This is a genomic window from Actinosynnema sp. NPDC049800 (assembly GCF_040656635.1).
Lineage (GTDB): Bacteria > Actinomycetota > Actinomycetes > Mycobacteriales > Pseudonocardiaceae > Actinosynnema.
In genome coordinates, this window is the sequence record NZ_JBFAMT010000085.1 from 1 (window position 1) to 24,753 (window position 24,753).

Below are 24,753 nucleotides of genomic sequence, written 5' to 3' on the forward strand. Positions count from 1 at the left end.
CCACGGTGACGGGGGAACCGGCTGAGAAGTTGAACACCGCGGAGTACTGGGTGCGGCACGTCCGCGAGCCGGTCCGCTTCGCCGACGCGGTGCGCACCCTGGCCGACGCGGGCGTGACGGCGTTCGTCGAGGTCGGGCCGGACGCGGTGCTCACCGCCCTGGTCGGCGAGGTGCTCGGCGACCGGGCACAGGCCGCGGTGCCGCTGCTGCGTCGCGCCGTGCCTGACGCCGAGGCGCTGGTCTCCGGGATCGGGCGACTGCACGCCCACGGTGTCGCCGTCGACTGGTCCGCGTTCTTCGAGGGCAGCGGCGCCCGCCGGGTGGACCTGCCGACCTACGCGTTCCAACGGTCTCGCTACTGGGTGAAGGCCGAGGAGTCCGCGGACCCGGCCCGGCTTGGCCTGCGCGCGGCCGAGCACCCGCTGCTGGGCGCGGCGGTCACGCTCGCCGACGCCGGAGACGTGCTGCTCACCGGCCTGCTGTCGGTCAAGGCGCAGCCGTGGCTGGCCGACCACGACGTCGTGCCCGGCGTCGTGCTGCTCGAACTGGCGATCCGCGCGGGTGACGAGGTCGGTTGCACGGTGGTCGACGAGTTGGTCGCGCACGTGCCCTTGGTGCTCGACGGCAAGGCCGACGCGCAACTCCAGGTGCGGGTGGGACTGGCGGGCGACGACGGCTCGCACCCGCTGTCCGTGCACGCCCGGCCCGGCGACTCGGACGGCCCCTGGACCCTGCACGCCTCCGGCCGGGTGAGCACGGGCACCACTGCGGCGTCGTTCGACCCGGACGCCCCGGCGACCGAGGTGGCGTTGCCGGCGCACCTGGTCGGAGAGGCCGGCGCGTACGGCCTGCACCCGGTGCTGCTGGAGGCCGCGCTGCGGGTCGGCGTGGACGGCGAGCCGATCCGCTGGCGGGCCGTGCGGCTGCTCGCGACGGGTGCGACGGCGCTGCGCGTCCGGCAGGTCCCCGGCGCGGACGGTGAGGTGGCGCTGCTGCTGTCCGACCGCACCGGCCGGCCGGTGGCGGCGGTCGGCGGCGTGCTGGCCCGCCCCCCTGCGGCCGAAGTCCTGGCCAGGGCCCGCGGACGCGGCCAGGACGCCCTGTTCCGGGTGGCCTGGCGGCCCGTGTCGTTACCGGGGCGCGCGGTGCGGTGGGGAGTGCTGGAATCCGGACCGTTCGACGTGGATGTCCTCGACCCGCACCGGTTCGCCGACCCAGCCGCCGTGGCGGTCGCGGACAAGCCGGTGGACGCGGTGCTCGCGCCGTTTGCGTCGGCACCCGGCGCGGACACCGTGACCGCGGCGCACGAGGTGGCCGCACGTGTCCTGGACGTGGTGCGCCACTGGCTGGCCGACGGCCGGCTCACCGGCACACCGCTGGTCGTGCTGACCCGGGGTGCCATCGCGCCCACCACGACGGTCGCCGACCTCGGCGCGGCGGCCGTGTGGGGCCTGGTGCGCTCCGCCCAGTCCGAGGCGCCGGGCCGGGTCGTGCTGGTCGACGTGGACGACCAGCAGGCGTCTCTCGAGGCGCTGGGCGGCGTGGTCGACGCCGGCGAGCCACAGCTGGTCGTGCGCGACGGGCGCGTGTTCGCACCGCGGCTGGACCGGGCGCCGGCACCCGTGGCGGACCCGGCGTGGGACCCGGCCGGCACCGTGCTGATCACCGGCGGCACCGGATCGCTGGGCGCGACGTTCGCCCGGCACCTGGTCGCCGAGCACGGCGTGACCCGGTTGCTGCTCGCCGGCCGGCGCGGCCCGGACAGCCACGGCGCGACCGAGCTGGTCGAGGAGCTGACCGGCCTCGGCGCGCACGTGACCGTGGCGGCGTGCGACGTGGCCGACCGCGCCGCGCTGGCCGCGCTGCTCGACACGCACCCGGTGACGGCGGTCGTGCACACCGCGGGCGTCGCCGACGACGGCCTGCTGGACTCGATGACCCCGGAGCGGCTCTCGGCCGTGCTGCGGCCGAAGGTCGACGCCGCCTGGCACCTGCACGAGCTGACCCGCGACCGCGAGCTGACCGCGTTCGTGCTGTTCTCGTCGATCGCGGGCGTGATCGGCGGCCCCGGCCAGTCCAACTACGCCGCCGCCAACACCTTCCTCGACGCCCTCGCCGAGCACCGCGCCACCCTCGGCCTGCCTGCGACCTCCGTCGCGTGGGGCCTGTGGGAGCAGGACGGCGGCATCAGCGGCCACCTCGACGAAACCGACCGCAGGCGCATCGCCCGCGGCGGGTTCCTGCCGATCACCCAGGACGTCGGCCCGGCCATGCTCGACCGCGCGCTGGGCACCGGCCTGCCCGCGGTCGTCGCCACGCCGCTGGACCTGGCCGCGCTGCGCGGGCAGGGCACGTCGCCACTGCTGTCCGGCCTGGTCCGCACCCCGCCGCGCGGGACCGCTCGCAACGAGGAGACCGCCGACGACGCGCTGGCCGACCTGCTCGACGGCCTGGGCCACGACGAGCAGCGGCGCGTCGTGCTCGACGTCGTGCTCGCCGAGACCGCCGCCGTGCTCGGCCACGCCTCGCCGGAGGGCATCGGCGCGGACCAGGCGTTCGGCGACCTGGGCTTCGACTCGCTGGTGTCGGTCGAGCTGCGCAACCGGCTCGCCACGAGGTGCGCCACCGCCCTGCCGCCCACACTGGTGTTCGACCACCCGTCACCCGGCGCGCTCGCCGCGTTCCTGCACGCCGAGTTGGTCCGGTCCGACAGCGCCGATCGGGAGGACTGCACCGCCGACGTGGTGCTGGACGACGACATCCGTGCCGCGGAGGTGGTGTCGACCACGGTCGACGACCCGGAGCACGTGTTCCTCACCGGCGCCACCGGCTTCCTCGGCGCGTTCCTGCTGCGCGACCTGCTGCGCACCACGAAGGCGATCGTGCACTGCCTGGTGCGCGCCACCGACGACGCGGACGGGCTGCGCCGGGTGCGGGAGAACCTGGAGTACTACCGGGTCTGGGACGAGGTCGACCCGGTCAGGCTCGCCGTCCACGCGGGCGATCTGGCGCAGCCGCGCCTGGGGCTGGGGGAGGAGCTGTTCGACGAGCTGGCCCGCGTGGTGGACGTGGTCTACCACGCCGGCGCGACCGTGCACTGGCTGCGGGCGTACGGCGACCTCAAGGACGCCAACGTCGGCGGCACCCGGGAGGTGCTGCGGCTGGCCGCCCGGCACCGCACCGTGCCGGTGCACCACGTCTCCACGGTCGGCGTCTTCGCCGGTGCGGCGCCGGGCGGCGGGGCGCTGAGGACCACCGACCCGACGGGCCCCGCCGAGGCCCTGCCCAGCGGCTACCTGCGTACCAAGTGGGTGTCCGAGCAGGTCGTGGAACTGGCGCGGGACCGCGGTATCCCGGTGTCGGTGTACCGGGTCGACGTGATCTCCGGTGACCGGGCCAACGGCGCCTGCCAGACGCGGGACTTCGTCTGGCTCAGTCTCAAGGGCATCATCCAGGCCCGCTCCGCCCCCGCGGGCGTCGGCGGCTACTTCCACCTGGCGCCGGTGGACTACGTCAGCACGGCGATCGTCGAGCTGTCCCGCCGGAGGGCGGGCCGCACCTTCCACCTCCACAGCGAGCACCGGGTCGAACTGCCCGAGCTGGTGCGCCGGCTGCGGTCCCTCGGCTACACCGTCGCGGACCGGAACCCGGACGAGTGGTTCGCCGAGGTCGGCGCCGACCGGGACAACGCGCTCGTCCCGCTGCTCGACGCCTTCCGGGTGATGACCGCCGACAGCGCGTCCTTCTACCCGCCCATCGACGTCACCGACACCGCGGTCGCGCTCGACGGGAGCGGCATCGACTGCCCTCCGGTGACCGAGGAGCTGTTCCGCGCCTACGTGGAGTTCTTCGTCGACGCCGGCCACTTCCCACCTCCCACCCGGAGCGAGGGAGCATGACGACCACCGACAGCACCCCCGACGCCCACCGTTCACGAGCGGCTGGACCGCGGCTCGTCACCCCGACCGGGCCCGGCGGTGTGGGCAAGACCCGGCTCGCGCCGGGCGTGGTTCGGCGATCGACGACGCGGCCGGTACGCCGAGGCGTTACCGCTGGTCGACGCGCCGGCCCGGTACCGGGTGCTGCGCGGCACGCTCGGCGAGCGGCGTCGAGAGGTGACGGTGGCGCCGGCCGGTGGGCCCGGAGAACGTGACAGGCACGGTGCGGGTGTGGCACACCGCGTTCAGGCTGCTCCTGGGGCGTGGCGTCCGGTCTCGGACCGCGCTTGGCGCACCGCCGCCACCCTGAGGGAACGGGCAGGCGCACCGCTTCCGCAGGGCGAACGCGGCGACGTGCATCGGATCACCGCCACCACCCGGTCAGCCCTGGACGCCGAGCCCTTCACCAGGGCGAATGACCGGGGCCGGACCGACGGCGCGGAGCCGGACCTCCTGGTCCCCTAGCCGTCCCTCACCCCGTTGGCGGGGTCTCGTTCGGCGCCGGCTTGTTGGGCGGTGGCGGCTCCGGCGTGGGCGGGATCGGCGGCTCGGTGCTCGGCGACGGCTCCCGGGGCGGCTGCGGCATCGGGGGTGGCGTGGGCACGGGCCGCCCGGGGGGCGGTTGTGGCTGGACCATGGCAACCTCCTTCCCCCCCGGGCTACCCACAATCACCGCTCAGGACGCGCGGTCCGCGGCTCGGGCCGGCGCCGGCGTCAGGTTCGGCAGGACCTCCCGGCCGAACAGGCGGATCGTGTCCAGCACCGCCTGGTGCGGGAGACCGCCTATGTCGACCATCACCAGCTGCGCGTCCAGGCCGAGCAGCTCGGTCACCCGGTTCAGCCGCTCGGTCACCTCCGCCGGGTCGCCGCACACCGCCGCGCCCTCCATCAGCACGTCGACGTCCGCCTCGCCGTCACCGCGCCACGGGTCGGCGAACTCCGCGTACGCCGCCAGGTGGGGCCGCCACGTCGCCCGCGCCTCCGCCGCCGTCGGCGCGACGAACACGTGGCTCGGCAACGCCACCCGCCCACCACCGCCCATCGCCGCCCGGTAGCGCTCCACCACCGGCCGGTGCGTGCTCGGGTCGCGCAACGTGCTCGGCAGCATCAACGGCAGCTCCAGCTCCACCGCCAGGTCCGCCGACACCGCCGACCCGCTGCCGATCCACACCAGCGGCCGGGGCTGCTGCACCGGGCGCGGCGTCGTCGTGACGTCCACCAGCGGACTGCGGTACTTGCCCTCCCACGTGACGTGCTTCTCCTCCAGCAGCCGCAGCAGCAGCCGCAGGTTCTCGTCGAACCGCGCCCGCAGGTCGTCCTGCACCCCGAACGCCACGTCCGTGCGCTGCGACACACCCCGCGCCACGATCAGCTCCGCCCGGCCGCCCGACAGCACGTCCAGCGTGGCCAAGGTCTCCGCCACCCGCACCGGGTCGTGGTGCGCCAGCAGCGTCACCCCGGTGGACAGCCGCAACGACGACGTCCGGTCGGCGATCGTGGCCAGCAGCAGCTCCGGCGCCGACACGATGTACCGGGTGAAGTGGTGCTCGCCGATCGCCACCCCGGTGAAACCGGACTCCTCCGCCACGACGGCCTGCTCGACCATCGCCCGCAGCCGTTCGCACTCGGTCACGGCCCGACCGGTGTACGGGTTGGGCAGGTGATCGCCCAGGATCAGCAGGTACACGTCCATCCGACAATCTTGCCCGCTGCGACTACGGTGGCACCCACCGAACCGGAACGTGGAGGAGCACCCGTGACCGCTGTGTCCGTGTCCGACAACCCGGAGCTGTCCCGCTACGAGGTCCACCTGGACGGCGAGCTCGGCGGTTTCGCCGAGTACACCTCGGCGGACGGCGTCGTCACGTTCACCCACACGGAGGTCGCCGTCGAGGGCAAGGGCCTGGGCGGCAAGCTCGTCCGGCACGCGCTCGAGGACGTGCGCGCCAAGGGCCGGACCGTCGTGGCCGAATGCTCCTTCGTGCGCGGCTACCTGGAGAAGCACCCCGAACTGCGGACCGGGTGACGTTTTTCCCCGCTCCGGGCGCGCACGCCGCGCCGACGCACAGTGGACCCGGCTCACCAGCGCATACCCCGCCAGGGTTGCTTCTTCGTGTGAATCATCACAAAGGGGGGTAACAACACGGCTAAGTAGGCGGCTTTTGGTCAACAGTGGTAGCTGATCGTGTCAACATTACTGATCGTGGCCTCACTCGTCTTTGATCCCCGCCATGATGGTGATGTCGTCGACAGCAGATGCGGTCGACGGGGACGAGGACCGATCACGAGACCGATGAGGTGGGCCTGGCTGTGACCGCTGAGGTGAGCGGAAGTGGCGCACGGACGGATGGCCCGACCCGCCGGACGGGCACGTGGTCGGTGGTTCTCCGGCAGGTCCCACCGCGGGTGCTGAGGCTCGGCGCGCTCGGCGGGCTGCTGATCGCGCTCGGCGGCGTCGGCGCGGGCGCGGTGCTCCGCCGGGACCCGCTGCTGACCGGCACGATCCTCAACGCGGTGCGGTACGGCCACGGCCGCGACCTCGCCACCGCCGTGGTGTTCGTCGGCGTGGCGCTGCTGGTCTACTCGTGGGTCCGGCTCGGGCGGATGGTGCGCGCCGGCCAGGTCGACGGGCGCGGCGTGGTGCTGGCCGCCGCCGTCTGGACCGCTCCGCTGCTCATCGGCCCGTCGCTGTACAGCCGGGACGTCTACAGCTACCTGGCCCAGGGCGCGGTCGCGCTGCACGGGTTCGACCCCTACACGACCGGCGCGTCCGTGCTGCCCTTGTCGCTGGGCGGCAACGTGGCGTCGTTGTGGCAGAACACACCCTCGCCGTACGGGCCGCTGTTCCTCCTGGTGGCCAAGGCCGTGGTCGCGGTCACCGGCGACAACGTCATCATCGGCGCGGTCCTCATGCGGCTCGCCGTGCTCAGCGGGCTGGCGATGCTCGCGTGGGCGATGCCCGGCCTGGTCCGGCACCTCGGCGGGCGCACGTCGATCGCGCTGTGGCTGACCGTGGCGAACCCGTTCGTGATCGCCGTCGGCATCGGCGGCGCGCACAACGACATCCTGATGGTCGGCCTGATGGCCGTCGGCGTGCTGATGGTGCTGGACGGCAAGCACGTGCGCGGCATCGCGGTGATCGCCCTGGCGACCGCGGTCAAGGCCACCGCGGTGCTGGTGATCCCGTTCCTCGTCTGGGTCTGGGTGGCGCGGATGTCCGGCCCGGCCCGCCAGCGGTTCTTCCAGGCGTGCGCGGTGGGCGGCATCACGTTCGCCGGCGTCTTCGCGCTGTCCACGATCATCGCCGGGGTCGACCTCGGCTGGGTCAACGTGCTGCAGAGCCAGACGCCGCTGCTGACCTGGATGTCGCTGCCCTGCGCCGTCGCGGAGCTGCTCTACTACTCGGTCGGCAGGCACATCCCGGGCGCGACCTACGAGGGCTTCCTCGGCTTCTTCCGGTCGGTGGGCGTGTACGTCCTCGCCGCCGTGCTGGTCCGCCAGTGGTGGCTCGCCCGCGCGGGCGGCGTGGACGCCGTGCGGCGGGCCGCGATCGCCCTGCTCGCCGCTTCCGTGCTCGCGCCGTCCGTGCTCCCGTGGTACTTCACCTGGGTCCTGGCGCTCGCCGCGGCGTTCGCCTGGAAGGACCGGTGGCTCGCGTTCGCCGCGGGCTTTTCGGTCTGGATGGTCCTCATCACGCTGCCCGACGGCACGATCGTCGCCCGCTGGCACTATGGTTCGGCGAACCCCGTCGTGTGGTGGTCCTACCTGGCCGTCACCGTCCTGATCGGCGTGTGGGTCGGCCGGTCGCTGCTGGAACGCCAACCCGTGTGGTCGCTGCTGACCGAGCTGCGGGCGCGGTCGAGCGAGGTCGACCAGCCGACGCGGGTCGTCGAGCAGGCGCCGCCGCCCGCCGTCGAGCAGTCGCCGTCCGCCGAGGACGACGACGTGGCGGGCGAGCCGGACGGGGCCGGGAAGCAGCGCGGGAGCACGGGTGGTTGAACGGGTCGAACAGCGGGTGCTGAGGTTCGCGCCGCTGGTGTTGTGCTTGTCGCTGGGCTGGTACTTCTGGCGCTTGGGCGTGCCGAGCGGCTGGGGGATGATCGACCTCAAGGTCTACTGGAGCCTCGCGCCGAACCTGCTCACCGATCAGCTCTACACGATCGACATGCCGTTCACGGCGGACTTCCCGCTGCCGTTCACCTACCCGCCGTTCGCGGCCGTGCTGTTCCTCCCGCTGTCCTGGCTGCCGTGGGTGGCCGCGCGGATCGCGTGGCAGGTGTTGTCGCTGGTCTGCCTGTGGTGGCTGGTCCGCACGGCGTTGGCGCTGATCGCCGCGAGGTCGGGTCGGCCGTTCGACGCCGGCTGGTCGCGCCGGGCGCTGCTGTGGACGGCGCTGGCGCTCTGGTGCGAGCCGGTGCGCAAGACGCTCGACTTCGGGCAGATCAACCTGGTTCTGATCGCCGGCACCTTCGCCGCCATGGTCGCCACCCGGCACCTGGTGGCGGGCTTCGGCGTCGGCGTCGCGGCCGGGCTGAAGCTCACCCCGGCGATCTCGGTGCTGTACTTCCTGGTCACGCGCCGGTTCAAGGCCGCGGTGTGGACGGCGGTCGGCTTCGCGTTCACCGTGGCCGTCGGCTTCGCCGCCTCGGCCGCCGACTCGTGGCGCTACTGGTTCGAGCTGCTCGGCGCGGCGGACCGGGTCGGCCCAGTCGGGTCGGCGATCAACCAGTCGTTGCGCGGCGCGTTGTCGCGGACGCTCGGCCACGACGTCGAGATGACGTGGCCGTGGCTGCTCGCGGTGGTGGTGTCGGCGGTGCTGACCGGATTCGCGCTGCGCGCGGCGGTGAAGGCCGGGGACGCGTTGGCCACCGTGGTCGCCGTGCAGCTGTTCGGGCTGCTGCTCTCGCCGATCTCGTGGAGCCACCACTGGGTGTGGGTGATCCCCCTGGTGCTGTGGGCCGTCTACGGGGCGCGCCGCACGTGGCCCGTGCTGGCGGTCGCCGCGGCGTGGGTCGTGGTGACCGGCGCGGACCTGATCACCTTCCTGATCGACCAGCAGCCGACCATCTGGGAGATCCCCCGGCCGTGGCCGCTGGCCGCGCTCGGGTGGTGCTACCCGCTGCTCGGGCTGCTCACCCTCGCGGTGATGCCGACGGCGCTGCGCGCCGACACCCGCGAGCCGGTCGGCGCGACGCCGTCCGCCACCACGTCGAAGGTCGAGCCCAGTGTCAGCTGAACCCACGTCGCCCGCGGCGCGCGTGCTCGTGAAGGCGGAGCGGTGGCTGCTGGTCGCCGCACCCCTGCTGCTGGTGGCGTCCGTCGTGGGCCGCGGCTGGACGATCGTCACCGGGTTCGGCAACGAGACGATCGACCTGTACGTGTACTGGGCGCTGGCGCCGCACGTGCTCTCCGGCGACCTCTACGACGTCACCTCGCCGAACTCGCCGCCCGACTTCCCGCTGCCGTTCACCTACCCGCCGTTCGGCGCGCTGGTGTTCCTGCCGATGACGTGGCTGCCGTGGGTCGTCGCCCAGTGGGCGCTGCGGCTGCTCTCCGGGCTGTGCCTGTACTGGATGGTGCGCGTCGCCCTGCGCTTCGTGGCGGGCGAGGGCTGGACGGCGGACGCGGCGTTGTGGCGGCGCCGGGCGCTGCTGTGGACCGCCGTGCTGCTGTGGATGCAGCCCGTGGTGCACACGTTCGACTTCGGCCAGGTCAACCTGCTGCTGGCGGCGGTCGTGCTCGGCGCCATGACGGCCCGGGACTCGCGGCTCGCGGGCATCGGGATCGGCCTGGCGGCGGGCGTGAAGCTCGTGCCGGCGATCTCCGGGCTGTACTACCTGGCCACGCGCCGGTTCTCGGCGGCGGTGTGGTCGGTCGTCGCGTTCGCGGCGAGCGTCGGCCTCGGCTTCCTGGTGGACCCGGCGCAGGCCAAGCACTACTGGTTCGAGCTGCTCGGCGCGGCCGACCGGGTCGGCCCGATCGCCACCGCGCACAACCAGTCGTTGCGCGGCGCGTTGTCGCGGACGCTCGGCTACGACGTCGAGATGACGTGGCCGTGGGTGCTCGCGGTCGTGGTGTCGGTCGTGCTCGCCGGGTTCGCGCTGCGCGCCGCGGTGCGGGCGGGTGACGTGCTGATCGGCGTGCTGGTCGTGCAGGTCCTCGGCCTGCTGCTGTCGCCGATCTCGTGGGACCACCACTGGGTGTGGATCGCGCCGCTGCTGATCTGGCTGGTGCACACCAGGATCGCGCCGTGGGCCCGTGGCGTGCTGCTGGTCCTGTGGTGCCCGATCATGTTCTGGGACGTGATCGCGTTCCAGCTCGACCGGCAGCCCACCATCTGGACCATCCCCAGGCCCGGCTACCTGTCCGCGATCGGGTGGGCGTACCCGGCGTTGGCGCTGCTCACGCTGGCCGTGATCCCGTTCGTGGTGAAGGCGGTGGCGCGGCGCGCGCCGGCGAACGCGCCACTGGCGGACCGAGCCGAGGTTACCGGCAAGTAGGATCCGGGGATGGAGTGGACCGAACCCGGAGTCTTCGAGGTCGCGCCCGGTGTCTACCGCATCCCGCTGCCCCTGCCCAACGACGGGCTGCACACCGTCAACGTGTATGCGATCGACGACGGTGACGGCCTGGTCCTGATCGACTCCGGCTGGGCCCTGGACGCGGGCGAGACGGCGCTGGAATCGGCGCTGGGCGAGCTCGGGCGTGGTTTCGAGGACGTCCGCCGCTTCCTGGTCACGCACGTCCACCGCGACCACTACACGATGGCCGTGGCCCTGCGCCGCCGGTTCGGCACGAAGATCGCGCTCGGCGCGGGGGAGCAGCCCTCGCTGGCCAAGATCACCGCCCGGCGCCGGGACGGCTACCGCGACCTGGCGAAGTGGGGCGCGCCACACCTGGCCGAGCGGTGGCGGGCCGTGGTGGAGTCGGTCGGCGAGGCCGAGCTGCGCGACTACGAGGAGCCCGACGAGTGGCTCCGCGAGAGCGACCTGGCCCTGGAGAAGCGGGTGCTGCGGGTCCTGCCGACGCCCGGCCACACCCGCGGGCACGTGGTGTTCGTCGACGTCGAGTCGTCGCTGCTGTTCGCCGGCGACCACGTGCTGCCGCACATCACGCCGTCGATCGGCTTCGAGCCCGCCCGGCCCGCGCTGCCGCTGGGCGATTACCTCGACTCGCTGCGCCTCGTCCGCGAGCACCCGGACCTGCGGCTGCTGCCCGCGCACGGCCCCGTGACCGAGTCGAGCCACGCCAGGGTGGACGGACTGCTCGCCCACCACGAGGACCGGCTCACGGCCACGCTGGACGCCGTGCGCGCGGGCACCGGCACCGCCTTCGAGACCGCGCGCAAGCTCGGCTGGACCAGGCGTGGTCGGCGGTTCGCCGAGCTCGACCTGTTCAACCAGGTGCTGGCCACCGGCGAGACGGCCGCGCACCTCGACGTGCTGGTCCACCGCGGCCTGCTGACCGCCGAGGAGGCCGACGGCGCGGTGCGGTACGCGCTCAGCTGAAGTGCTCGGCCAGCACGGTCGCGAGCACGTCCGGCGCCACGCCGTGCCAGTCGCCGGCCACCGTGCGGCGCCGGGCGTTCGGCAGGCGTTCGGCCACGCCGTCGGCCCACCCGCGCAGCCGCTCGTCGCTGCCCGCGCTGTCGAGCACCAGCGTCGGCGTGGTGATCGAGGCCAGGTCCGGGGGAGTGCCGGTGATGGTCAGGTCGTAGGCGGTGGTGTGGGCCATCGCCTCCAGCGCCGGCCAGCCCGGTGACCGCCGCATCCCGGCGGTGAACTCCTCCGGGATGCCGCACGCGACCTGGAACCGGACCACCGCGTCACCGCGCCGCCCGGCCGCCACCAGGGCGTTGATCTCGTCCCGCACGTCGGGTCCGGTCGGCTCCTCGAACGACAGCGGCGGCTCCAGCAGCGCCAACGCGGTGATCGGCACCCCGGCCGCCGCGGCGTGCAGGGCCAGCACCGCGCCCGACGAGAAGCCGTAGGCGAAGGCCGAGCCGCCTGCGGCCGCCACGACCGCCGCCAGGTCCTCCACCTCGCGGTCGATCGCGTACGGTCCGCGGTCCGTGCTCTCGCCGCGGCCCCGGCGGTCGTAGGTGTAGGCCGTGTACCCCCGCAGCGCCGCCGCGACGTCGGGCATCGGGCCGCCGCCCCGGAAGCAGCACGCGGCGTCCACCAGCACCACCGCGGGACCGACACCGACCCGCGAGAACCCGATCGTCGTGCCGTCCTTCGAGGTCACGGTGCCCATCACGACTCCTCCAGGACCAGGCCCGGCCTAGCGGGGCAGCTTCACCACGGTCACGAAGAAGTCGTCGATCTGCCGGACGACCTCGATGAACCGGTCGAAGTCGACCGGCTTGGTGACGTAGGCGTTGGCGTGCAGGTTGTAGCTGCGCAGGATGTCCTCCTCCGCCTCCGACGTGGTCAGCACCACCACCGGGATGGGCCGCAGCGCCTCGTCCGCCTTGATCTCGGCCAGCACCTCGCGGCCGTCCATCTTCGGCAGGTTCAGGTCGAGCAGGATCAGCCCCGGCCGCGGCGCGTCCTCGTACGGGCCCTGGCGGCGCAGGAACTCCAGCGCCTCCACGCCGTCGCGCACCACGTGCAGCTGGTTGCGGATCTTGTGGTGCTCGAACGCCTCCTGCGTCATCAGGGCGTCGCCGGGGTCGTCTTCCACCAGCAGGACGTCGATCACGTTCAACGGGTTGCTCATTGCTCGTCGTCCTCTACAGCCGGCAGCGTGAACTTGAAGGTGGTCCCGGTGTCGCCCTCGCTGGTGTCCAGCCAGATCGTGCCACCGTGGTACTCCACGATCTTCCGGCACATCGCCAGCCCGATGCCGGTGCCGGGGTAGTCGTCCTTGTGGTGCAGGCGCTGGAAGATCACGAAGATCCGCTCAGCGTACTCGGGGTCGATGCCGATGCCCTGATCGCTGATGGTGAACGTCCAGGAATCGCCCGTGCGGTCCACGTCCACGCGCACGTGCGGCGGCTCCTCGCCGTGGAACTTCAGCGCGTTGCTGATCAGGTTGCCGAACACCCCGCCGAGCAACGACGCCTCGCCGCGCACCGTGGGCAGGTCCGCCACCTCGACCGTCGCCCCGGTCCGCTCGACGACCTCGGAGTAGTTGTCCAGCACCTGGGCGACCAGCTCGTCGCAGTCCACCAGGGTCTGCTCGCGGGTGAGCCTGCCGACCCGGGAGAACGCCAGCAGGTCGTTGATCAGCACCTGCATCCGCTTCGCGCCGTCCACGGCGAACCGCAGGTACTGCTCGCCGCGCTCGTCGAGCTGGCCCGAGTAGCGCCGCTCCAGCAGCTGGCAGAAGCTCGCCACCTTGCGCAACGGCTCCTGCAGGTCGTGCGAGGCGACGTAGGCGAACTGCTCCAGCTCCGAGTTCGACCGCCGCAGCTCCTCCAGGTCGGACAGGATGCGCACCCGCATGGCCTCGACGTCCTGGCCGAGCATCACCGTCTCGCGGGGCCCGCCCGCCTCGACCGCGTGCGCGAAGTCGCCCGACGACACCTGCCGCACGTCCGCGGCGAGCCCCGTCAGCGGCGCGATCACGATCCGGTACAGCATCACCGCCACCCCGGCGATGCTCAGCACCAGCAGCAGACCGAGCCCGATGACCAGCAAGAACGCCTGCGTGGCGACGTTCGACACGTTCGCCCGGCCGGCGGCGGACGCCTCCTCGACCTTGGTCTTCAACGCCGCCATCGCCTCGGCCGCCCGGTCGAACAGCGCCTTGCCGCGTTCGGCGTCGACCAGGGTGGTCTGCGGGATGCCCGACACGTAGACCAGGTCGACCAGGGGGTCGGCGTAGCTCTGCCGCCAGTCGTCCGCCAGCCGCCGCACCTCCTCCAAGTCGCCGAGCAGGTCGGGTCGCGAGGCCGACAGCAGGGAGCGGGCGGACTCCACCGCGTCCAGCTCGTCCTGCCGCCCGTCGGTGTAGGGGGCGAGGAACGCCTGGTTGGCGGTGAGCACGTACCCGCGCACACCGGTCTCCTGGTTGACCAGCGCGGTCTGCATCTCGAGCACCTCGCGGCCGGCCGGGTCGATCCGCTCCAGCAGCTCGGTGCGGGCGGAGGTCAGCCCGTTCAGCGCGATCAGGAGGCTGCCGATGGCGCCCGCGCAGATGACGACCAGGACCACGACGGCCGCGACCAGGAGCTTGCTCGCGGGCCAGCGCTTGCGGTAGTCCATCAGGCGCGGTCCGAGATCAGCAGCACGGCCATGTCGTCGTCCAGCTCCCCGCCGTTGAGTTCCTTCACCCGGCTGATGAGGTCGTCCAGCAGCGTCGCCGGTGTGCGCGTCCAGTCCGGTCGCTCCCTGGTGATCTCGCCGATCAGGTCGATCAGCCGCTCCGAGCCCAACCGCTCGGTGTCGCCGTGCACGCGGCCCTCGACCAGGCCGTCGGTGTAGAGCAGCATCGACCACCCCGGCGGCAACGGCACGTCGAGCCCGCTCCACGTGCTGTCCGGCAGCACGCCGAGCGGCAGCCCGGCGCGGTCGCGCGGCAGCTCCACCACCCGGTCGCCGACCAGCAGCATCGGTTCCGGGTGCCCGGCCAGGTAGACCCGCGCCCACCGGCGGTCCGGCGAGATCGTCACCATGCACGCCGTGGTGAACAGGCCGGGCTGGTGGCGTTCGTGCTCCAGGATCTCGTGCAGCGTGCGCAGCACCCGGGACGGCTCCTGGCCCGCCAGCACCAGCGCCCGCCAGGCGATGCGCAGGAACACGCCGATCGCGGCCTCGTCCGGGCCGTGCCCGCACACGTCGCCGATCAGCAGTTGGAGCGTGCCGTCGGAGGTGCGCACGACGTCGTAGAAGTCGCCGCCCAGCAGCATCCGGCTGCCGCCGGGGCGGTAGCTGACCTCCCAGCCGATGTCGTCGCCGTGGATGATCGGCGACGGCAGCAGGCCGCGTTCGAGGCGGGTCTTCTCCGCCGCGAGCAGCTTCTCGTCGCGCAGCTGGCGCTGGGTCTCCTCGACCCGCTTGCGGCCGACCGCGTAGCGGATGCTGCGGGCCAGGCCCACGCCGTCCACCTGGCCCTTGACCAGGTAGTCCTCCGCGCCCTGGGCCACCGCCTGGGTGCCCTGGTGCTCGTCGTTGAGGCCGGTGAGCACGATGATCGCCACCGGCGCCGGGTGGGCGAGCAGCCTGGTCAGGCCGTCGAGCCCGGTCGTGTCCGGCAGGCCGAGGTCGAGCAGCACGCAGTCCGCCTTGGCCAGCAGGCCCTCCGCCTCCCGCAGCGTCCGCGCCCGGTGCAGGGCGACGTCCGCCTCGACCTCGTCCAGCAGGGCTTCGACCAGCACGGCGTCGCCCTCGTCGTCTTCCACGAGGAGCACGTTGATCCGGTTCACCGCGGTCCGCGGTGCGGGGAGCCCTGCCACGGGGGAGGAGATTAGTCGAACTCGATCAGGACGGGGTGACGGCGGTGCGGTGGGGCGCGGTGACGGCGCCCGCGGCCATGACCGAAGATCGTGGGGTGACGTTCTCCCAGATGGTGGCGCTGACGACCCGCCTGCCCCGGCGGGGCCGGGGTTTCTGGTACTCCGTGGCCATTGACGTGCTGTGGCCGCTGGTCGTGCTGTTCGTGCGGATGCGGATGGCGGGCCGGACCAACATCCCGCGCGAGGGCGCGGTGCTGCTGGCCTCCAACCACCTGTCCTTCGCCGACCCGGTGACGTTGACCGCGTTCGCGCTCGCCTCCGGCCGGGTGCCCCGGTACCTGGCCAAGGCGAGCCTGTGGAAGGCGCCGGTGCTCGGGTGGGTGATGTCGTCGGGGCGGCACATCCCGGTCGACCGCGACAGCGTGCGCGCCGGCAAGGCGCTGGACAACGCGCGCACGTCGTTGGACGAGGGCGAGTGCGTGATCGTCTACCCGGAGGGCACCTTCACCAACGACCCCGACGGCTGGCCCATGCGCGGCAAGAACGGCGTGGCGCGGCTGGCGTTGACGACCCGCACGCCGGTCGTGCCGGTGGCGCAGTGGGGCACCCGGGAGCTGCTGCCGCCGGGGAAGTTCGTGCCGCGGCCGTGGCGGAAGGTGTCCGTGGTGGCGGGCGCGGAGGTCGACCTGTCCGACCTGTACGGGCTGGAGCCGACCAAGGCCGTGCTGGACGAGGCGACCGCGCGGATCATGGCCGCCGTGACGACGCTGCTCAGCGGCGTGCGCGAACTGCCGTCACCGACGAACCCGTGACCGTCAGCGGGCCTTCTTGGCCTTGCCGGAGCGCTCGCGCTCCCACCGCAGGTACTGGCCGGTGACGGTGGACACGCTGGTGAGCAGCCAGACCGCCACGCCCGCGTCGTCGGTCACGCCGATCAGCGGCAGCAGTTCGGGCAGCAGGTCGACCGGGGAGACGAGGTAGAGCACGGCGAACGCCCACGTGGCCATCGTGCTGGTCGGCAGGCCGTAGGCCTTGCGCTCGCGCAGCAGCCGGGGCAGGGCCTTGGCCCGGTCGATCACGGTGCCGACCGGGCGGGGCTCGCCCTTGCGCTCCCACCGGCGCCGCCGGCGCACGACCCACAGCACGCCGGCCGCCACGCCGAGCACGACCAGACCGGAGCCGGCGACGACCGGCGGCAGGCCGAGCAGCTCGTCGTCACGCAGGAGCAGCGTGCTCAGCCCGAGCAGGGTGAGGACCACGCTGAGGAAGATCACACGTCCATGGTAGTGGCGGTGAGGCGTCCACGCGGGTGGAGCGGGCGTCGGGTCACGGCGCGGAAACTTCCGGATCAACCGGCTCACGGCCCGGACGGGTCGGTCCATACGATGGCCCGGTGAGCGATTCCCCCCGGTTACCGGCGCGATCCGTCGTCGTGGTGCTGTTCGTCGTCGCCGCGTGCGCGGTCCTGGCGGCCGGCGGGTTGACCGCCGTGGTCCTCGCGGACGACCGTCCCCGGCAGGCCGCGCCGGTGGCGGCCGGGAGGGCCTCGCCGACCGCCCGCGCGGACACCACCCGCCCCGTCGGGCCGCCGCTGTGCCTGATCGGCTCGTGGCGCACGGTGGAGGAGCAGGTGATGGTCAAGTTCTACAACGGCGTGGACCCGCTCCCGATGGTCACCAGCGGGCGGGCGTACGAGTTCCGGCCGGACGGCACCGGGACCGAGCGGATGGACGACGTGGTGTTCCACGGCACCTACCAGGGCAACGCGCTGCGGCTCGTCGGCAACGGGGTCATCGAGTTCACCTGGACCGCCACCGACAAGGCCATCACCTACGGCAACCAGACCAAGGCCGAGTTCACCTGGGCCTACTACGACCAGCGGGGTCTGGTGGAGACCCAGACGATCCCGTCGGAACAGGTGCGGCACGAGGTGGACGACTACGCCTGCCAGGGCACCCAGCTCGTGGAGAGCAACTCGCGCGGCTACCGGTCGGTGTGGGCGCGGACCGCCGGGTTCGGGGTGTACGGCTGATGCGCGCGGCGCTCGTCGCGGCGGCGTTGCTGGCCGCCGCTCCGGCTCTTGTTCCCGCTGCCGCCGCTTCCGTCGTGCAGCCGTCGAGCCCGGAGGAGCTGGCCGCGGCCATCGCCCGGCCGGCGATCGTGCTCATCACCGTGGAGTGGCACGGGTGGGTGCGGGACAGGCGCACCGGCGAGGTGTTCGGCGGCGCGAACGGCTACGTCGTGAAGGCGACGTGCAGCGGTGTGGTGATCAGCCCGGACGGGCACGTGGCCACCGCCAGCCACTGCGTCCACACCGGACCGCAGGGCGGCGCGGGCGCGTTGTTCGACGCGGCGATCGAGGATCTGGCGGCGGCCGGTCGGGTCGTGGACCGGGCCAAGGCCAAGGCGCAGCTGGCCGAGCACGCCGTCGCCGAGGGCGCGGACCCGGACCGCCCGGTCGACCGCGCGATCGCGGTCGAGCGGATGGAGGCCACCGGCGACGGCCCGATCCGGGACGTCGCGCCGGCCACCGTGGTCGACCTCGTCGCGCCGACCGAGGGCGACGTGGCGGTGCTGAAGGTGCCGCGCGAGAACCTGCCGTCGTTGGAGATCAGGGCCGAGCAGACGGCGGTCGGCACGCCGATCCTGGCCATCGGCTACCCCGGTTCGGCGGGCGCGGCGGTCGACCCGAGCCTGGAGCCGAGCAACAAGAACGGCCAGGTGTCGGCGCGGCGGACGCAGAACGACCGGCCGTTCTACGAGTTCAGCGCGGCGGCCACGCAGGGCATGAGCGGTGGGCCGGTGGTCGACATGGACGGCCGGGTCGTCGGCCTGGTGAGCCAGGGCTCGCCGGGGGAGACGCAGTCGTTCAACTTCGCCGCCGCGTCCTCGACGTTGCTGGACGTCCTGGCGGGCAAGGACGTGAAGGTCGAACCGGGTGCGCACGACCGCGACTACCGGGCCGCGCTGGACCACTACTTCGCGGACGACTTCGACGGCGCGGTGGAGGGTTTCGACGACGTGCTGGCCGCTTCGCCCGGTCACCTGCAGGCCGCGGAGTACCGGCGGCTCGCGGTCGACCGCGGTGGGTCGGCCGGTGGCGGCGCTTCGCTGCTGATCGGGCTCGCGGTGCTCTGCGGCGGTGTCGCGGTGGCCACGGCGACGGCGGGCACGGCGATCGCCCTGACCCGCAGGCGTCGGCTGTCGCCCGCGGGTCCCGTGCCGCCGGTGGGGCCGCCGCCGGTGGGGCCGCCGCCGGTGGTGTCCGATGTGGACACCCCGCCGTTCGGCATCCCGGTGCGGGCCACCGAGGTCGTCGCGCCGGTCCAGCCGCCGGTGGTCACGCCGACCACTGAGCCCACCGCAGAGCCCACCGTTGAGCCGCCGGTCGACGAGTCGCCGACCGTCCGGTCCACCGACGGGTCACCGACCGCGCGGGTCGTGCGGCCGGACGAGGGCGAGCCCACCGCACCGCGGTCCTGACCCGGGGCCGCCGGTGCGTCCACAACGGACGCACCGGCCCCGGTGCTACCACTTGCTCTCGGCGTGCAGCCACAGCCCGACCGCGAGGCCGAGGGCGACGAGGGACAGGGGCGAGAACCCGGCGCCGCCCGAGATGATCAGGCCGAACAGCAGGCTGAACCCGCTCGTCAGCACGTAGAGCCGAGGCCCCCACTTGCGGGTGAACCACGCGCCGACCAGCCCGATCAGGGCGACCAGACCGGCGAGCGCCACGAAGACGACGAGCTGCAACGAGTCGTCGCCCCACTCCGCGCCGTGGTCCACCTCGTCCACCCAGCCCACGACGGCGACGACCAGCGTGAAGGCGTTGGCGAGGGTCATCAGCACCAGCAGCACGACGATCCCGGCGCCCTTCCTGGCGCGCGGCTCGGCGTGGCGGGCGGTGGTCGGCGAGTCGGGGGAGTCGTGCTGCACCATGGCGGCGGTCCTTTCCGGGTACGGCGCGGACCCGGTCGCCGCGGGCGGGACCGGTCGGGTGCCGTGAGGAGTGGGGCGACCGTCCGGCGCCCCTGACCGCTGACGCTACGGAGCAGGCGGGTGGCCGGGCGAGGACGGCGGGGGTGGAAGTTTCCGGTTCCGGGCCGACCGCTGCACCTCGGCGAGGTCGGCGGCGGTCACCAGGCGGACCTCGGCGGCCCGGCGCGCCACCGCGAACCTGGTGTTCTGCAGCCGGCCCGCGTGCGCGGCCAGGAACGGGTCGTCCGCCGCGCCGAACGCGATCGCCGAGATCGCCCGGATCGCGTCGTCCACCCGCTGCGGCCGGTGCAGGTTCCAGGTGTAGCCGTGCCACTCGCGGACCCGTTCGAAGATCTCCCGGTTCGACGGCGGCCGCGGGTAGTCGTCCGCGCCGACCAGCCACGGTTCGCACAGCGCCAGCGCGACGAACCAGTCCCGCCCGCCCCGCACCAACCCCGGACCGGTGCGCGTGTCGCCACCGTCCGCCCCGAACGCCACCTCCGACGCCGCAGGCGCGCGCTCCACGTCGATGGTCAGCTGCAGGTCGGCGAACCCGTCGCCGTGGCCGCGCCGGCCGAGCAGCAGCACCAGCTGGTTCTCGCCGACGTCCAGCAACGCCGTCGCCGACCGGGTCAGGATCACCCGCCGCGCGCCGCCCGGCGCGTCGAACAGGCTGGACAGCTGCGCCTCGCCCGCGCCGAGCCACGTCAACGACACCACGTCCGCGCCGACCGCCAGCTCGCCGACGAGCCGCGACACGTGCGGCGCGCAGTCCGGCAGCGCGACCACCACCCGCCCGGGGCGGGCCGGGCCGACGACGCCGTGCGGCGCGCGTCCGAACAGCAGCGACTCGCCCGGCCCCAGCACCACCGAAGCCAGGCCCGCGCCACGCACCACCACCCTCGGCACGGCGCTACTCCGGGCAACCGGGCGGGTCGCCCCGGTCCGGTCCGAGCGCACGCCATTCCTCGGCCAGCGACTCGCGGTCGAGCAACCCGCACAGCACCTCGACCGCGCGGTCCGGCACGAGGTTCCACAGCCGGGCGGTGCCGTCCGCGCCGACCGACGCGATGAGCTCGCCGCTCGGGTCGAACGCCAGGTCGTTCAGCTCGGCGCCGTGCCGGTCCAGCCGCGCCAGCTGCCGCGCGCCGTCGACCTCCCACAGCCGCACCACGGTGTCCTGGCTCGCGGTGGCCAACGTCCTGCCGTCCGGGCTCCACGCCACCCGGCGCACCGGCGCGTCGTTGCCGGTGAGCACGCCGACCTCGACGCCGTCCTTGACCCGCCACAGCTTCACCAGCCGGTCACCGCCTCCCGTGGCCAGCACGGAGCCGTCCGGGCTGAACTCGACGTCGATCGCCACGCCGTCGTGGCCGGGCAGGATGGTCCACTCCGTGCCGGGGTCCACCAGGTCCCACAGCCCGATCCGGCCGCCCGACAACGTCACCGCGAGCGTGCGGCCGTTCGGGTGGAACGAGATGCCGGTGGGGTAGTTGGGCTCGACCCCGTTGACCGGGGTGTTGCGCGGCTCCGGGGTCGTCGCCCGGCGGTTGACCAGCCGAAGGTCGGCGGCGTCGAGCAGGAGCACTTCGTCGCGGTCCTCCTGCGACCCGGTCGGGGTGCGGCCCGTGACGGCGATCGTCCGGCCGTCCGGGCTGTACCTCGCCGAGGTGAACTCCGTGCCGGGCCGGGAGAACCGGCGCAGCTCCGCGCCCGTCGCCGCCTTCCACACCACCAGCAGGCCGCTCTCGTCCACGGTGACGAGCTCGGCGCCGTCCGGGCTGAACGCGACGTCGTAGGCGTCGTCGCCGTGGGCCTTCAGCTCGTGCGCCAACCGCGAGTTCCGGTGGTCCCACAGCCGGACCACGCCGTTGCCGCTGGTGGTGGCCAGCAGGTCGCCGCCGGGCTGGAACGCGGTGCCGAGCAGGACGGCGTCACGCGGGCCCAGCGTCGTCCGCTGGTAGGACCACACCGTGATCACGCCGGTGGAGTCGGAGCTGAGCAGGGTGTGGCCGTCGGCGGTCATGACCACCGCGAACGTGGTCACCGACCCGGCCGCGTACTGGGTCAGCAGGTCGCCGGTCGCCAGGTCCCACGAGTAGACGCTCGAGCCCACCGCGCCCGCCACCACGGCCGAGCCGGACGGCGTGAACGTGACCGAGCTCAGCCCCACCTCGGGAGCGCTGAACGTCCGGCGCGCCGTCCACGTCGTGGTGTCCCACAACCGGACCGTCGCGTCCATCCCCGTGCTGGCCAGCAGCCCGCCGCCCGGCGCGAACGCCAGCGCGCTCACCTCGCCGGTGTGCCCGGTCAGCTTCGCGACCAGCGCGCCGTCACCCGCCCGGTGCACCGCGACGTCGTTGCCGTCGGTCAACGCGACCAGCCCGGGGTCCGGCAGGAACGCCATCCGGATCGAGGGCCGGGCGGCGAACACCGCCCGCTCGGTGAACCCGGCCGTCTCCCACAGCACCACGCCGCGATCGGTGTAGGCGACGAGCGTGCCGCCGTCCGGGGAGAGCGCGGTGTCCGCCGCCCGACCCGGCACGGTGAAGACCCTCTTGCGCGCCGGCACGTCCCACAGCTCGACCTTCTTGGTGTCCGGGTCGGCGGTGGCCAGCAGCCGACCGTCGGCGCTCATCGACACCGTCCGGTACCAGCCGCCCTTGTCGTCCAGCACGGCCAGCTCACGGCGCGAGGGCACGTCCCACAGCCGCAGGGTGCCGTCCCGGCCGCCGGAGGCCGCGACCTTCCCGTCCTCGCTCACCGCGAGCGCGTTGATCGCGCCGACGTGCCCGGTCATCCGGCCGCGGTAGGCGTCGGTGGTCGCGGACAGCAGCGCGCTGCGCCCCTCGACGGTCGGGCTCGCCCGCCACGCGCCGAACGCGGCCAATGCCGCCCGCCGCGGGTCCACCGTCCTGGCCAACGCCGACTCCGCCGCCAACTGCCGCGACAGGTTCTGCTGCCGCCCGGTGTCCGCCCGGTCCCGTTCGGCCTGCGCGGACTGCCGCAACCGGGTCGCCACGACGACCGCCACCGACGCGACCACCAGCAGCAGGCTCAGCGCCACCACCAAGCCGCGCAACCGGTTCGTGCGCTTGCGCGCCGCCAGCTGCCCGGCGTGCTCGGCCGCCGTCGACCGGGCCAGGAAGTCCTGCTCGACCGGCTGCAACCGCACCCGGTCCCGCGCCGACTCCAGCCACGCGGTCAGCGACGCCAGCCGCACGCCCCGGTACAGGTCGTCGTCGTGCTGCCCGGACTCGACCCACGCCCGGACGGAGTCGGTGAACCGGCGGTGCTGCACCAGACCCGCGCGGTCCTCCTCGATCCAGTCGCGCAGCCTCGGCCACGCGGTGAACAGCGCCTCGTGGCTCAGCCGCGCGCCCGAGCCGTCCACGGTCACCAGCCGTGCCGCGATCAACCGGTCCAGCACGTGCCGCTGCGCGGCGAACTCCCGCGGGTCGACCCGCCGCCGGACCACCGCGCCGTCGTCGAGCACCGCGACCAGCCGCAGCAGGATCGCGCGCAACGCCTGCCGCCCCACCGGGTCCAGGGCCGAGTGGATCTCCTCGGCGGTGCGCGAGACCGCGCCGTCGATGCCGCCCGCGCGGCGGTAGGCGGCCAGCGTCAGCACCGGCCCGTCGCGGTGCAGCCACGACTCGCGCAGCGCGTGCGCCAACCGGGGCAGCGCGCCGGGGTCGTAGCCGATCTCGCCGCGCACGCCGAGGTCGGCGATCATCCGCTCCGGCAGGCCGGGCTCCACCTCCACGCCGAAGTCCTTGGCGGGGCTGACGATCGCCTGCCGCAACCCGGTCGCGTCCAACGGGCCGAGCAGCACGGGCGCGGCCAGCGCGGGCCGCAACGGCGCCAGCTCGATGCACCGGTCGACCAGGTCCGCCCGGACTGCCAGCACGACCAGCGCGGGCCGGGCGGCGGTCAACGCGGCGGCGAACGCCAACCGGTCCGCCTCCGGCGCGTTGAACACCTCCTCGAACTGGTCGACCACGATCACCGGCCGCGTCACGCCCGCGCACCACTCGCCGAACCGGCCGGGCGACTCGCGGATCAGCCGCGCCCACCGCGCCGCGTCGATCGTCGTGCGGGCGGCCATGGCGGCGGCCAGGTTGCCGACCGGGTCCACCCCCGGCGTCAGCACCACCTGGGGCCACGTCTCGTCGCCGTCGGCGGCCAGCGCGGGCAGCAGCCCGGCCTTGAGCACCGAGGACTTGCCCGCGCCCGACGCGCCGACCAGCACCACCGGCTCACCGCCGCGGACCTGCTCCGCCAGGCGGACGAGCAGCTCGGTGACGACGTGCGAGCGGCCGTGGAACACCTCGGCGTCGGCCCGCTCGAACCCGCTCAGGCCCGGGTACGGGGTGGCCTGCGGTTGCGGGCGCGAGGTGCGCGGCCTGCTCGTGGAGCGGAGGATCGCGCGCACCAGCCGGTCCTGGTCCTCACCCGGGCCGGGCGACGTCGGCCGGGCGGCGTGCGCGGTGTCGCCGCCGAACGCGGCCGCCTCCGCCGCCGTGATCAGCGCCGTCGCCGACTCGAACCGCCGCGCCGGGTCCTTCGCCAGCCCGCGCAGCACCACGGCGTCCAGGCCGGGGCTGACGGTCGGGCTGAACACCGAGGGCGCGGGCGGGGGCTGCAACAGGTGGGCGGCGACCTTCGCGGCGGGGTCGGTGGCCGGGTGCGGCAGCCGGCCGGTCAGGCACTCGAACAGCACGCACGCCAAGGAGTACTGGTCCGAACGGCCGTCGACCGCGCCGCCGGACAGGCGTTCCGGCGCCATGTAGTCCCACGAGCCGATCAGGTCGCCCGACCGGGTCAGCGCGGTGGCCTCCGGCGAGGTCTCCCGGGCGATGCCGAAGTCGGCCAGGTAGGCGTGGTCGTCGGCGGCGATCAGGATGTTGGACGGCTTCACGTCCCGGTGGACCAGGCCGCGCTCGTTGGCGGCGTCCACGGCGGCGGCGACCTGGCCGAGGACCTTCAGCGCCCGGACCGGGTCGACCTCGCCCGCGCCCAACGCGCGCCGCAGGTCCGTGCCCTCGACCAGCATCATGTCGAGGAAGAGGTGGCCGTCGACCTCGCCGAAGTCGTTGACCGGGATGACGTTCGGGTGGCTGAGCGCGGCGGCGATGCGCGACTCGCGCTGGAACCGGGCCCGGTACTCGTGGTCGGTCGCGGCGGCGGAGAGCCGCTTCAGCGCGACGACCCGGTCGTGGACGGTGTCGTAGGCGCGGTGCACCACGCCCATGCCGCCCTGCCCGAGCAGCTCGCGGATCTCGTACCGCCCGAAGTCCGCTAAGCCGGACCGCGCCCCCATAGCGCCCCCTCGTCTCGCCCGCCCGAACCTTACTGGGCCGGGCCAGCGGTTCCACCGGGCGAGCGCGGGTGGCGGGCGCACCGCGGGCCGCGGACGGGGTGTGGAGGCCCGTC

At 73.7% G+C, this 24,753-nt stretch carries 18 protein-coding genes; 9 read left to right on the forward strand and 9 right to left on the reverse strand.

The window, feature by feature from the left end:
- Positions 1–29 precede the first annotated feature (29 nt).
- On the forward strand, positions 30–3,899 hold the full coding sequence (locus AB0I91_RS42235; protein ID WP_499641882.1) for a thioester reductase domain-containing protein: 3,870 nt from the start codon (positions 30–32) through the stop codon (positions 3,897–3,899).
- Positions 3,900–4,614: 715 nt separating this feature from the next.
- Here AB0I91_RS42235 and AB0I91_RS42240 read toward each other — a convergent pair.
- Positions 4,615–5,631 carry an LLM class flavin-dependent oxidoreductase gene (locus AB0I91_RS42240; RefSeq protein WP_499641884.1) on the reverse strand — a complete coding sequence of 339 codons (1,017 nt, stop codon included), beginning with the start codon at positions 5,629–5,631 and terminating at the stop codon, positions 4,615–4,617.
- A gap of 63 nt (positions 5,632–5,694) precedes the next feature.
- On the opposite strand from AB0I91_RS42240, the gene AB0I91_RS42245 reads away from it, so the two are divergent.
- The 5 genes from AB0I91_RS42245 to AB0I91_RS42265 all read left to right on the forward strand — a co-directional run bounded on the left by AB0I91_RS42245 (position 5,695) and on the right by AB0I91_RS42265 (position 11,446).
- Positions 5,695–5,964, forward strand: coding sequence for a GNAT family N-acetyltransferase (locus AB0I91_RS42245; protein ID WP_498773385.1), 270 nt, complete (start codon positions 5,695–5,697; stop codon positions 5,962–5,964).
- Between the two features lie 380 nt (positions 5,965–6,344).
- Positions 6,345–7,937 carry a polyprenol phosphomannose-dependent alpha 1,6 mannosyltransferase MptB gene (gene mptB, locus AB0I91_RS42250; protein WP_498773387.1) on the forward strand — a complete coding sequence of 531 codons (1,593 nt, stop codon included), beginning with the start codon at positions 6,345–6,347 and terminating at the stop codon, positions 7,935–7,937.
- Positions 7,930–9,174: a glycosyltransferase 87 family protein gene (locus tag AB0I91_RS42255; RefSeq protein WP_499618383.1), complete on the forward strand. Its 1,245-nt coding sequence runs from the start codon at positions 7,930–7,932 to the stop codon at positions 9,172–9,174. Before mptB ends, AB0I91_RS42255 begins: the two co-directional genes overlap by 8 nt.
- A complete protein-coding gene (locus AB0I91_RS42260) occupies positions 9,164–10,438 on the forward strand; it encodes a glycosyltransferase 87 family protein (protein ID WP_498773391.1) in 1,275 nt (424 codons plus the stop codon). Before AB0I91_RS42255 ends, AB0I91_RS42260 begins: the two co-directional genes overlap by 11 nt.
- 9 nt (positions 10,439–10,447) lie before the next feature.
- A complete protein-coding gene (locus AB0I91_RS42265) occupies positions 10,448–11,446 on the forward strand; it encodes an MBL fold metallo-hydrolase (RefSeq protein ID WP_499641886.1) in 999 nt (332 codons plus the stop codon).
- On the opposite strand, the gene AB0I91_RS42270 is transcribed toward AB0I91_RS42265, so the two are convergent.
- From AB0I91_RS42270 to AB0I91_RS42285, 4 genes are read right to left on the reverse strand one after another with little or no spacing between them, the layout of a single operon-like run.
- Positions 11,439–12,194 carry an alpha/beta fold hydrolase gene (locus AB0I91_RS42270; RefSeq protein ID WP_499641888.1) on the reverse strand — a complete coding sequence of 252 codons (756 nt, stop codon included), beginning with the start codon at positions 12,192–12,194 and terminating at the stop codon, positions 11,439–11,441. The two genes, AB0I91_RS42265 and AB0I91_RS42270, sit on opposite strands and share 8 nt — an antisense overlap.
- A 27-nt stretch (positions 12,195–12,221) precedes the next feature.
- The gene (locus tag AB0I91_RS42275) at positions 12,222–12,659 is read right to left on the reverse strand and encodes a response regulator (RefSeq protein WP_498773396.1); all 438 of its coding nucleotides are present in this window, start codon (positions 12,657–12,659) and stop codon (positions 12,222–12,224) included.
- Positions 12,656–14,149 (reverse strand): sensor histidine kinase, encoded by a 1,494-nt coding sequence (locus tag AB0I91_RS42280; RefSeq protein ID WP_498773398.1) that lies wholly within the window; start codon positions 14,147–14,149, stop codon positions 12,656–12,658. Before AB0I91_RS42280 ends, AB0I91_RS42275 begins: the two co-directional genes overlap by 4 nt.
- Positions 14,149–15,339, reverse strand: a complete 1,191-nt coding sequence (locus AB0I91_RS42285) for a PP2C family protein-serine/threonine phosphatase (protein ID WP_498773400.1) — start codon at positions 15,337–15,339, stop codon at positions 14,149–14,151. The genes AB0I91_RS42280 and AB0I91_RS42285 overlap by 1 nt, the downstream gene beginning before the upstream one ends.
- Before the next feature lie 110 nt (positions 15,340–15,449).
- On the opposite strand from AB0I91_RS42285, the gene AB0I91_RS42290 reads away from it, so the two are divergent.
- Positions 15,450–16,151 (forward strand): lysophospholipid acyltransferase family protein, encoded by a 702-nt coding sequence (locus AB0I91_RS42290; RefSeq protein ID WP_498773473.1) that lies wholly within the window; start codon positions 15,450–15,452, stop codon positions 16,149–16,151.
- 3 nt (positions 16,152–16,154) lie between these two features.
- Here AB0I91_RS42290 and AB0I91_RS42295 read toward each other — a convergent pair whose 3' ends face one another.
- Entirely contained in the window at positions 16,155–16,613 is a 459-nt protein-coding gene (locus tag AB0I91_RS42295; protein WP_498773402.1) for a YkvA family protein, read from the reverse strand.
- Positions 16,614–16,732: 119 nt separating this feature from the next.
- Between AB0I91_RS42295 and AB0I91_RS42300 the strand changes: the two genes are divergently transcribed.
- Together AB0I91_RS42300 and AB0I91_RS42305 are read left to right on the forward strand one after the other, a co-directional pair.
- On the forward strand, positions 16,733–17,371 hold the full coding sequence (locus AB0I91_RS42300) for a hypothetical protein (protein WP_498773404.1): 639 nt from the start codon (positions 16,733–16,735) through the stop codon (positions 17,369–17,371).
- Positions 17,371–18,822, forward strand: coding sequence for a trypsin-like peptidase domain-containing protein (locus AB0I91_RS42305; RefSeq protein ID WP_499641891.1), 1,452 nt, complete (start codon positions 17,371–17,373; stop codon positions 18,820–18,822). The genes AB0I91_RS42300 and AB0I91_RS42305 overlap by 1 nt, the downstream gene beginning before the upstream one ends.
- A 45-nt stretch (positions 18,823–18,867) precedes the next feature.
- Here the strand turns inward: AB0I91_RS42305 and AB0I91_RS42310 are convergent, their stop codons facing one another.
- The 3 genes from AB0I91_RS42310 to AB0I91_RS42320 all read right to left on the reverse strand — a co-directional run bounded on the left by AB0I91_RS42310 (position 18,868) and on the right by AB0I91_RS42320 (position 24,640).
- The gene (locus tag AB0I91_RS42310) at positions 18,868–19,278 is read right to left on the reverse strand and encodes a hypothetical protein (RefSeq protein ID WP_498773408.1); all 411 of its coding nucleotides are present in this window, start codon (positions 19,276–19,278) and stop codon (positions 18,868–18,870) included.
- A 105-nt stretch (positions 19,279–19,383) separates the two neighbouring features.
- Entirely contained in the window at positions 19,384–20,226 is an 843-nt protein-coding gene (locus AB0I91_RS42315; RefSeq protein WP_499641893.1) for a hypothetical protein, read from the reverse strand.
- Positions 20,227–20,230: 4 nt separating this feature from the next.
- The gene (locus AB0I91_RS42320) at positions 20,231–24,640 is read right to left on the reverse strand and encodes an nSTAND1 domain-containing NTPase (RefSeq protein WP_499641894.1); all 4,410 of its coding nucleotides are present in this window, start codon (positions 24,638–24,640) and stop codon (positions 20,231–20,233) included.
- Between the last annotated feature and the right edge of the window lie 113 nt (positions 24,641–24,753).

Bases quoted from the DNA above. Each gene is read 5' to 3' on its own strand.
- AB0I91_RS42240 (WP_499641884.1), bottom strand. From the start codon at position 5,631: ATGGACGTGTACCTGCTGATCCTGGGCGATCACCTGCCCAACCCGTAC.
- AB0I91_RS42265 (WP_499641886.1), top strand. From the start codon at position 10,448: ATGGAGTGGACCGAACCCGGAGTCTTCGAGGTCGCGCCCGGTGTCTAC.
- AB0I91_RS42270 (WP_499641888.1), bottom strand. From the start codon at position 12,194: ATGGGCACCGTGACCTCGAAGGACGGCACGACGATCGGGTTCTCGCGG.
- AB0I91_RS42275 (WP_498773396.1), bottom strand. From the start codon at position 12,659: ATGAGCAACCCGTTGAACGTGATCGACGTCCTGCTGGTGGAAGACGAC.
- AB0I91_RS42280 (WP_498773398.1), bottom strand. From the start codon at position 14,149: ATGGACTACCGCAAGCGCTGGCCCGCGAGCAAGCTCCTGGTCGCGGCC.
- AB0I91_RS42290 (WP_498773473.1), top strand. From the start codon at position 15,450: ATGGTGGCGCTGACGACCCGCCTGCCCCGGCGGGGCCGGGGTTTCTGG.
- AB0I91_RS42305 (WP_499641891.1), top strand. From the start codon at position 17,371: ATGCGCGCGGCGCTCGTCGCGGCGGCGTTGCTGGCCGCCGCTCCGGCT.
- AB0I91_RS42310 (WP_498773408.1), bottom strand. From the start codon at position 19,278: ATGGTGCAGCACGACTCCCCCGACTCGCCGACCACCGCCCGCCACGCC.
- AB0I91_RS42320 (WP_499641894.1), bottom strand. From the start codon at position 24,640: ATGGGGGCGCGGTCCGGCTTAGCGGACTTCGGGCGGTACGAGATCCGC.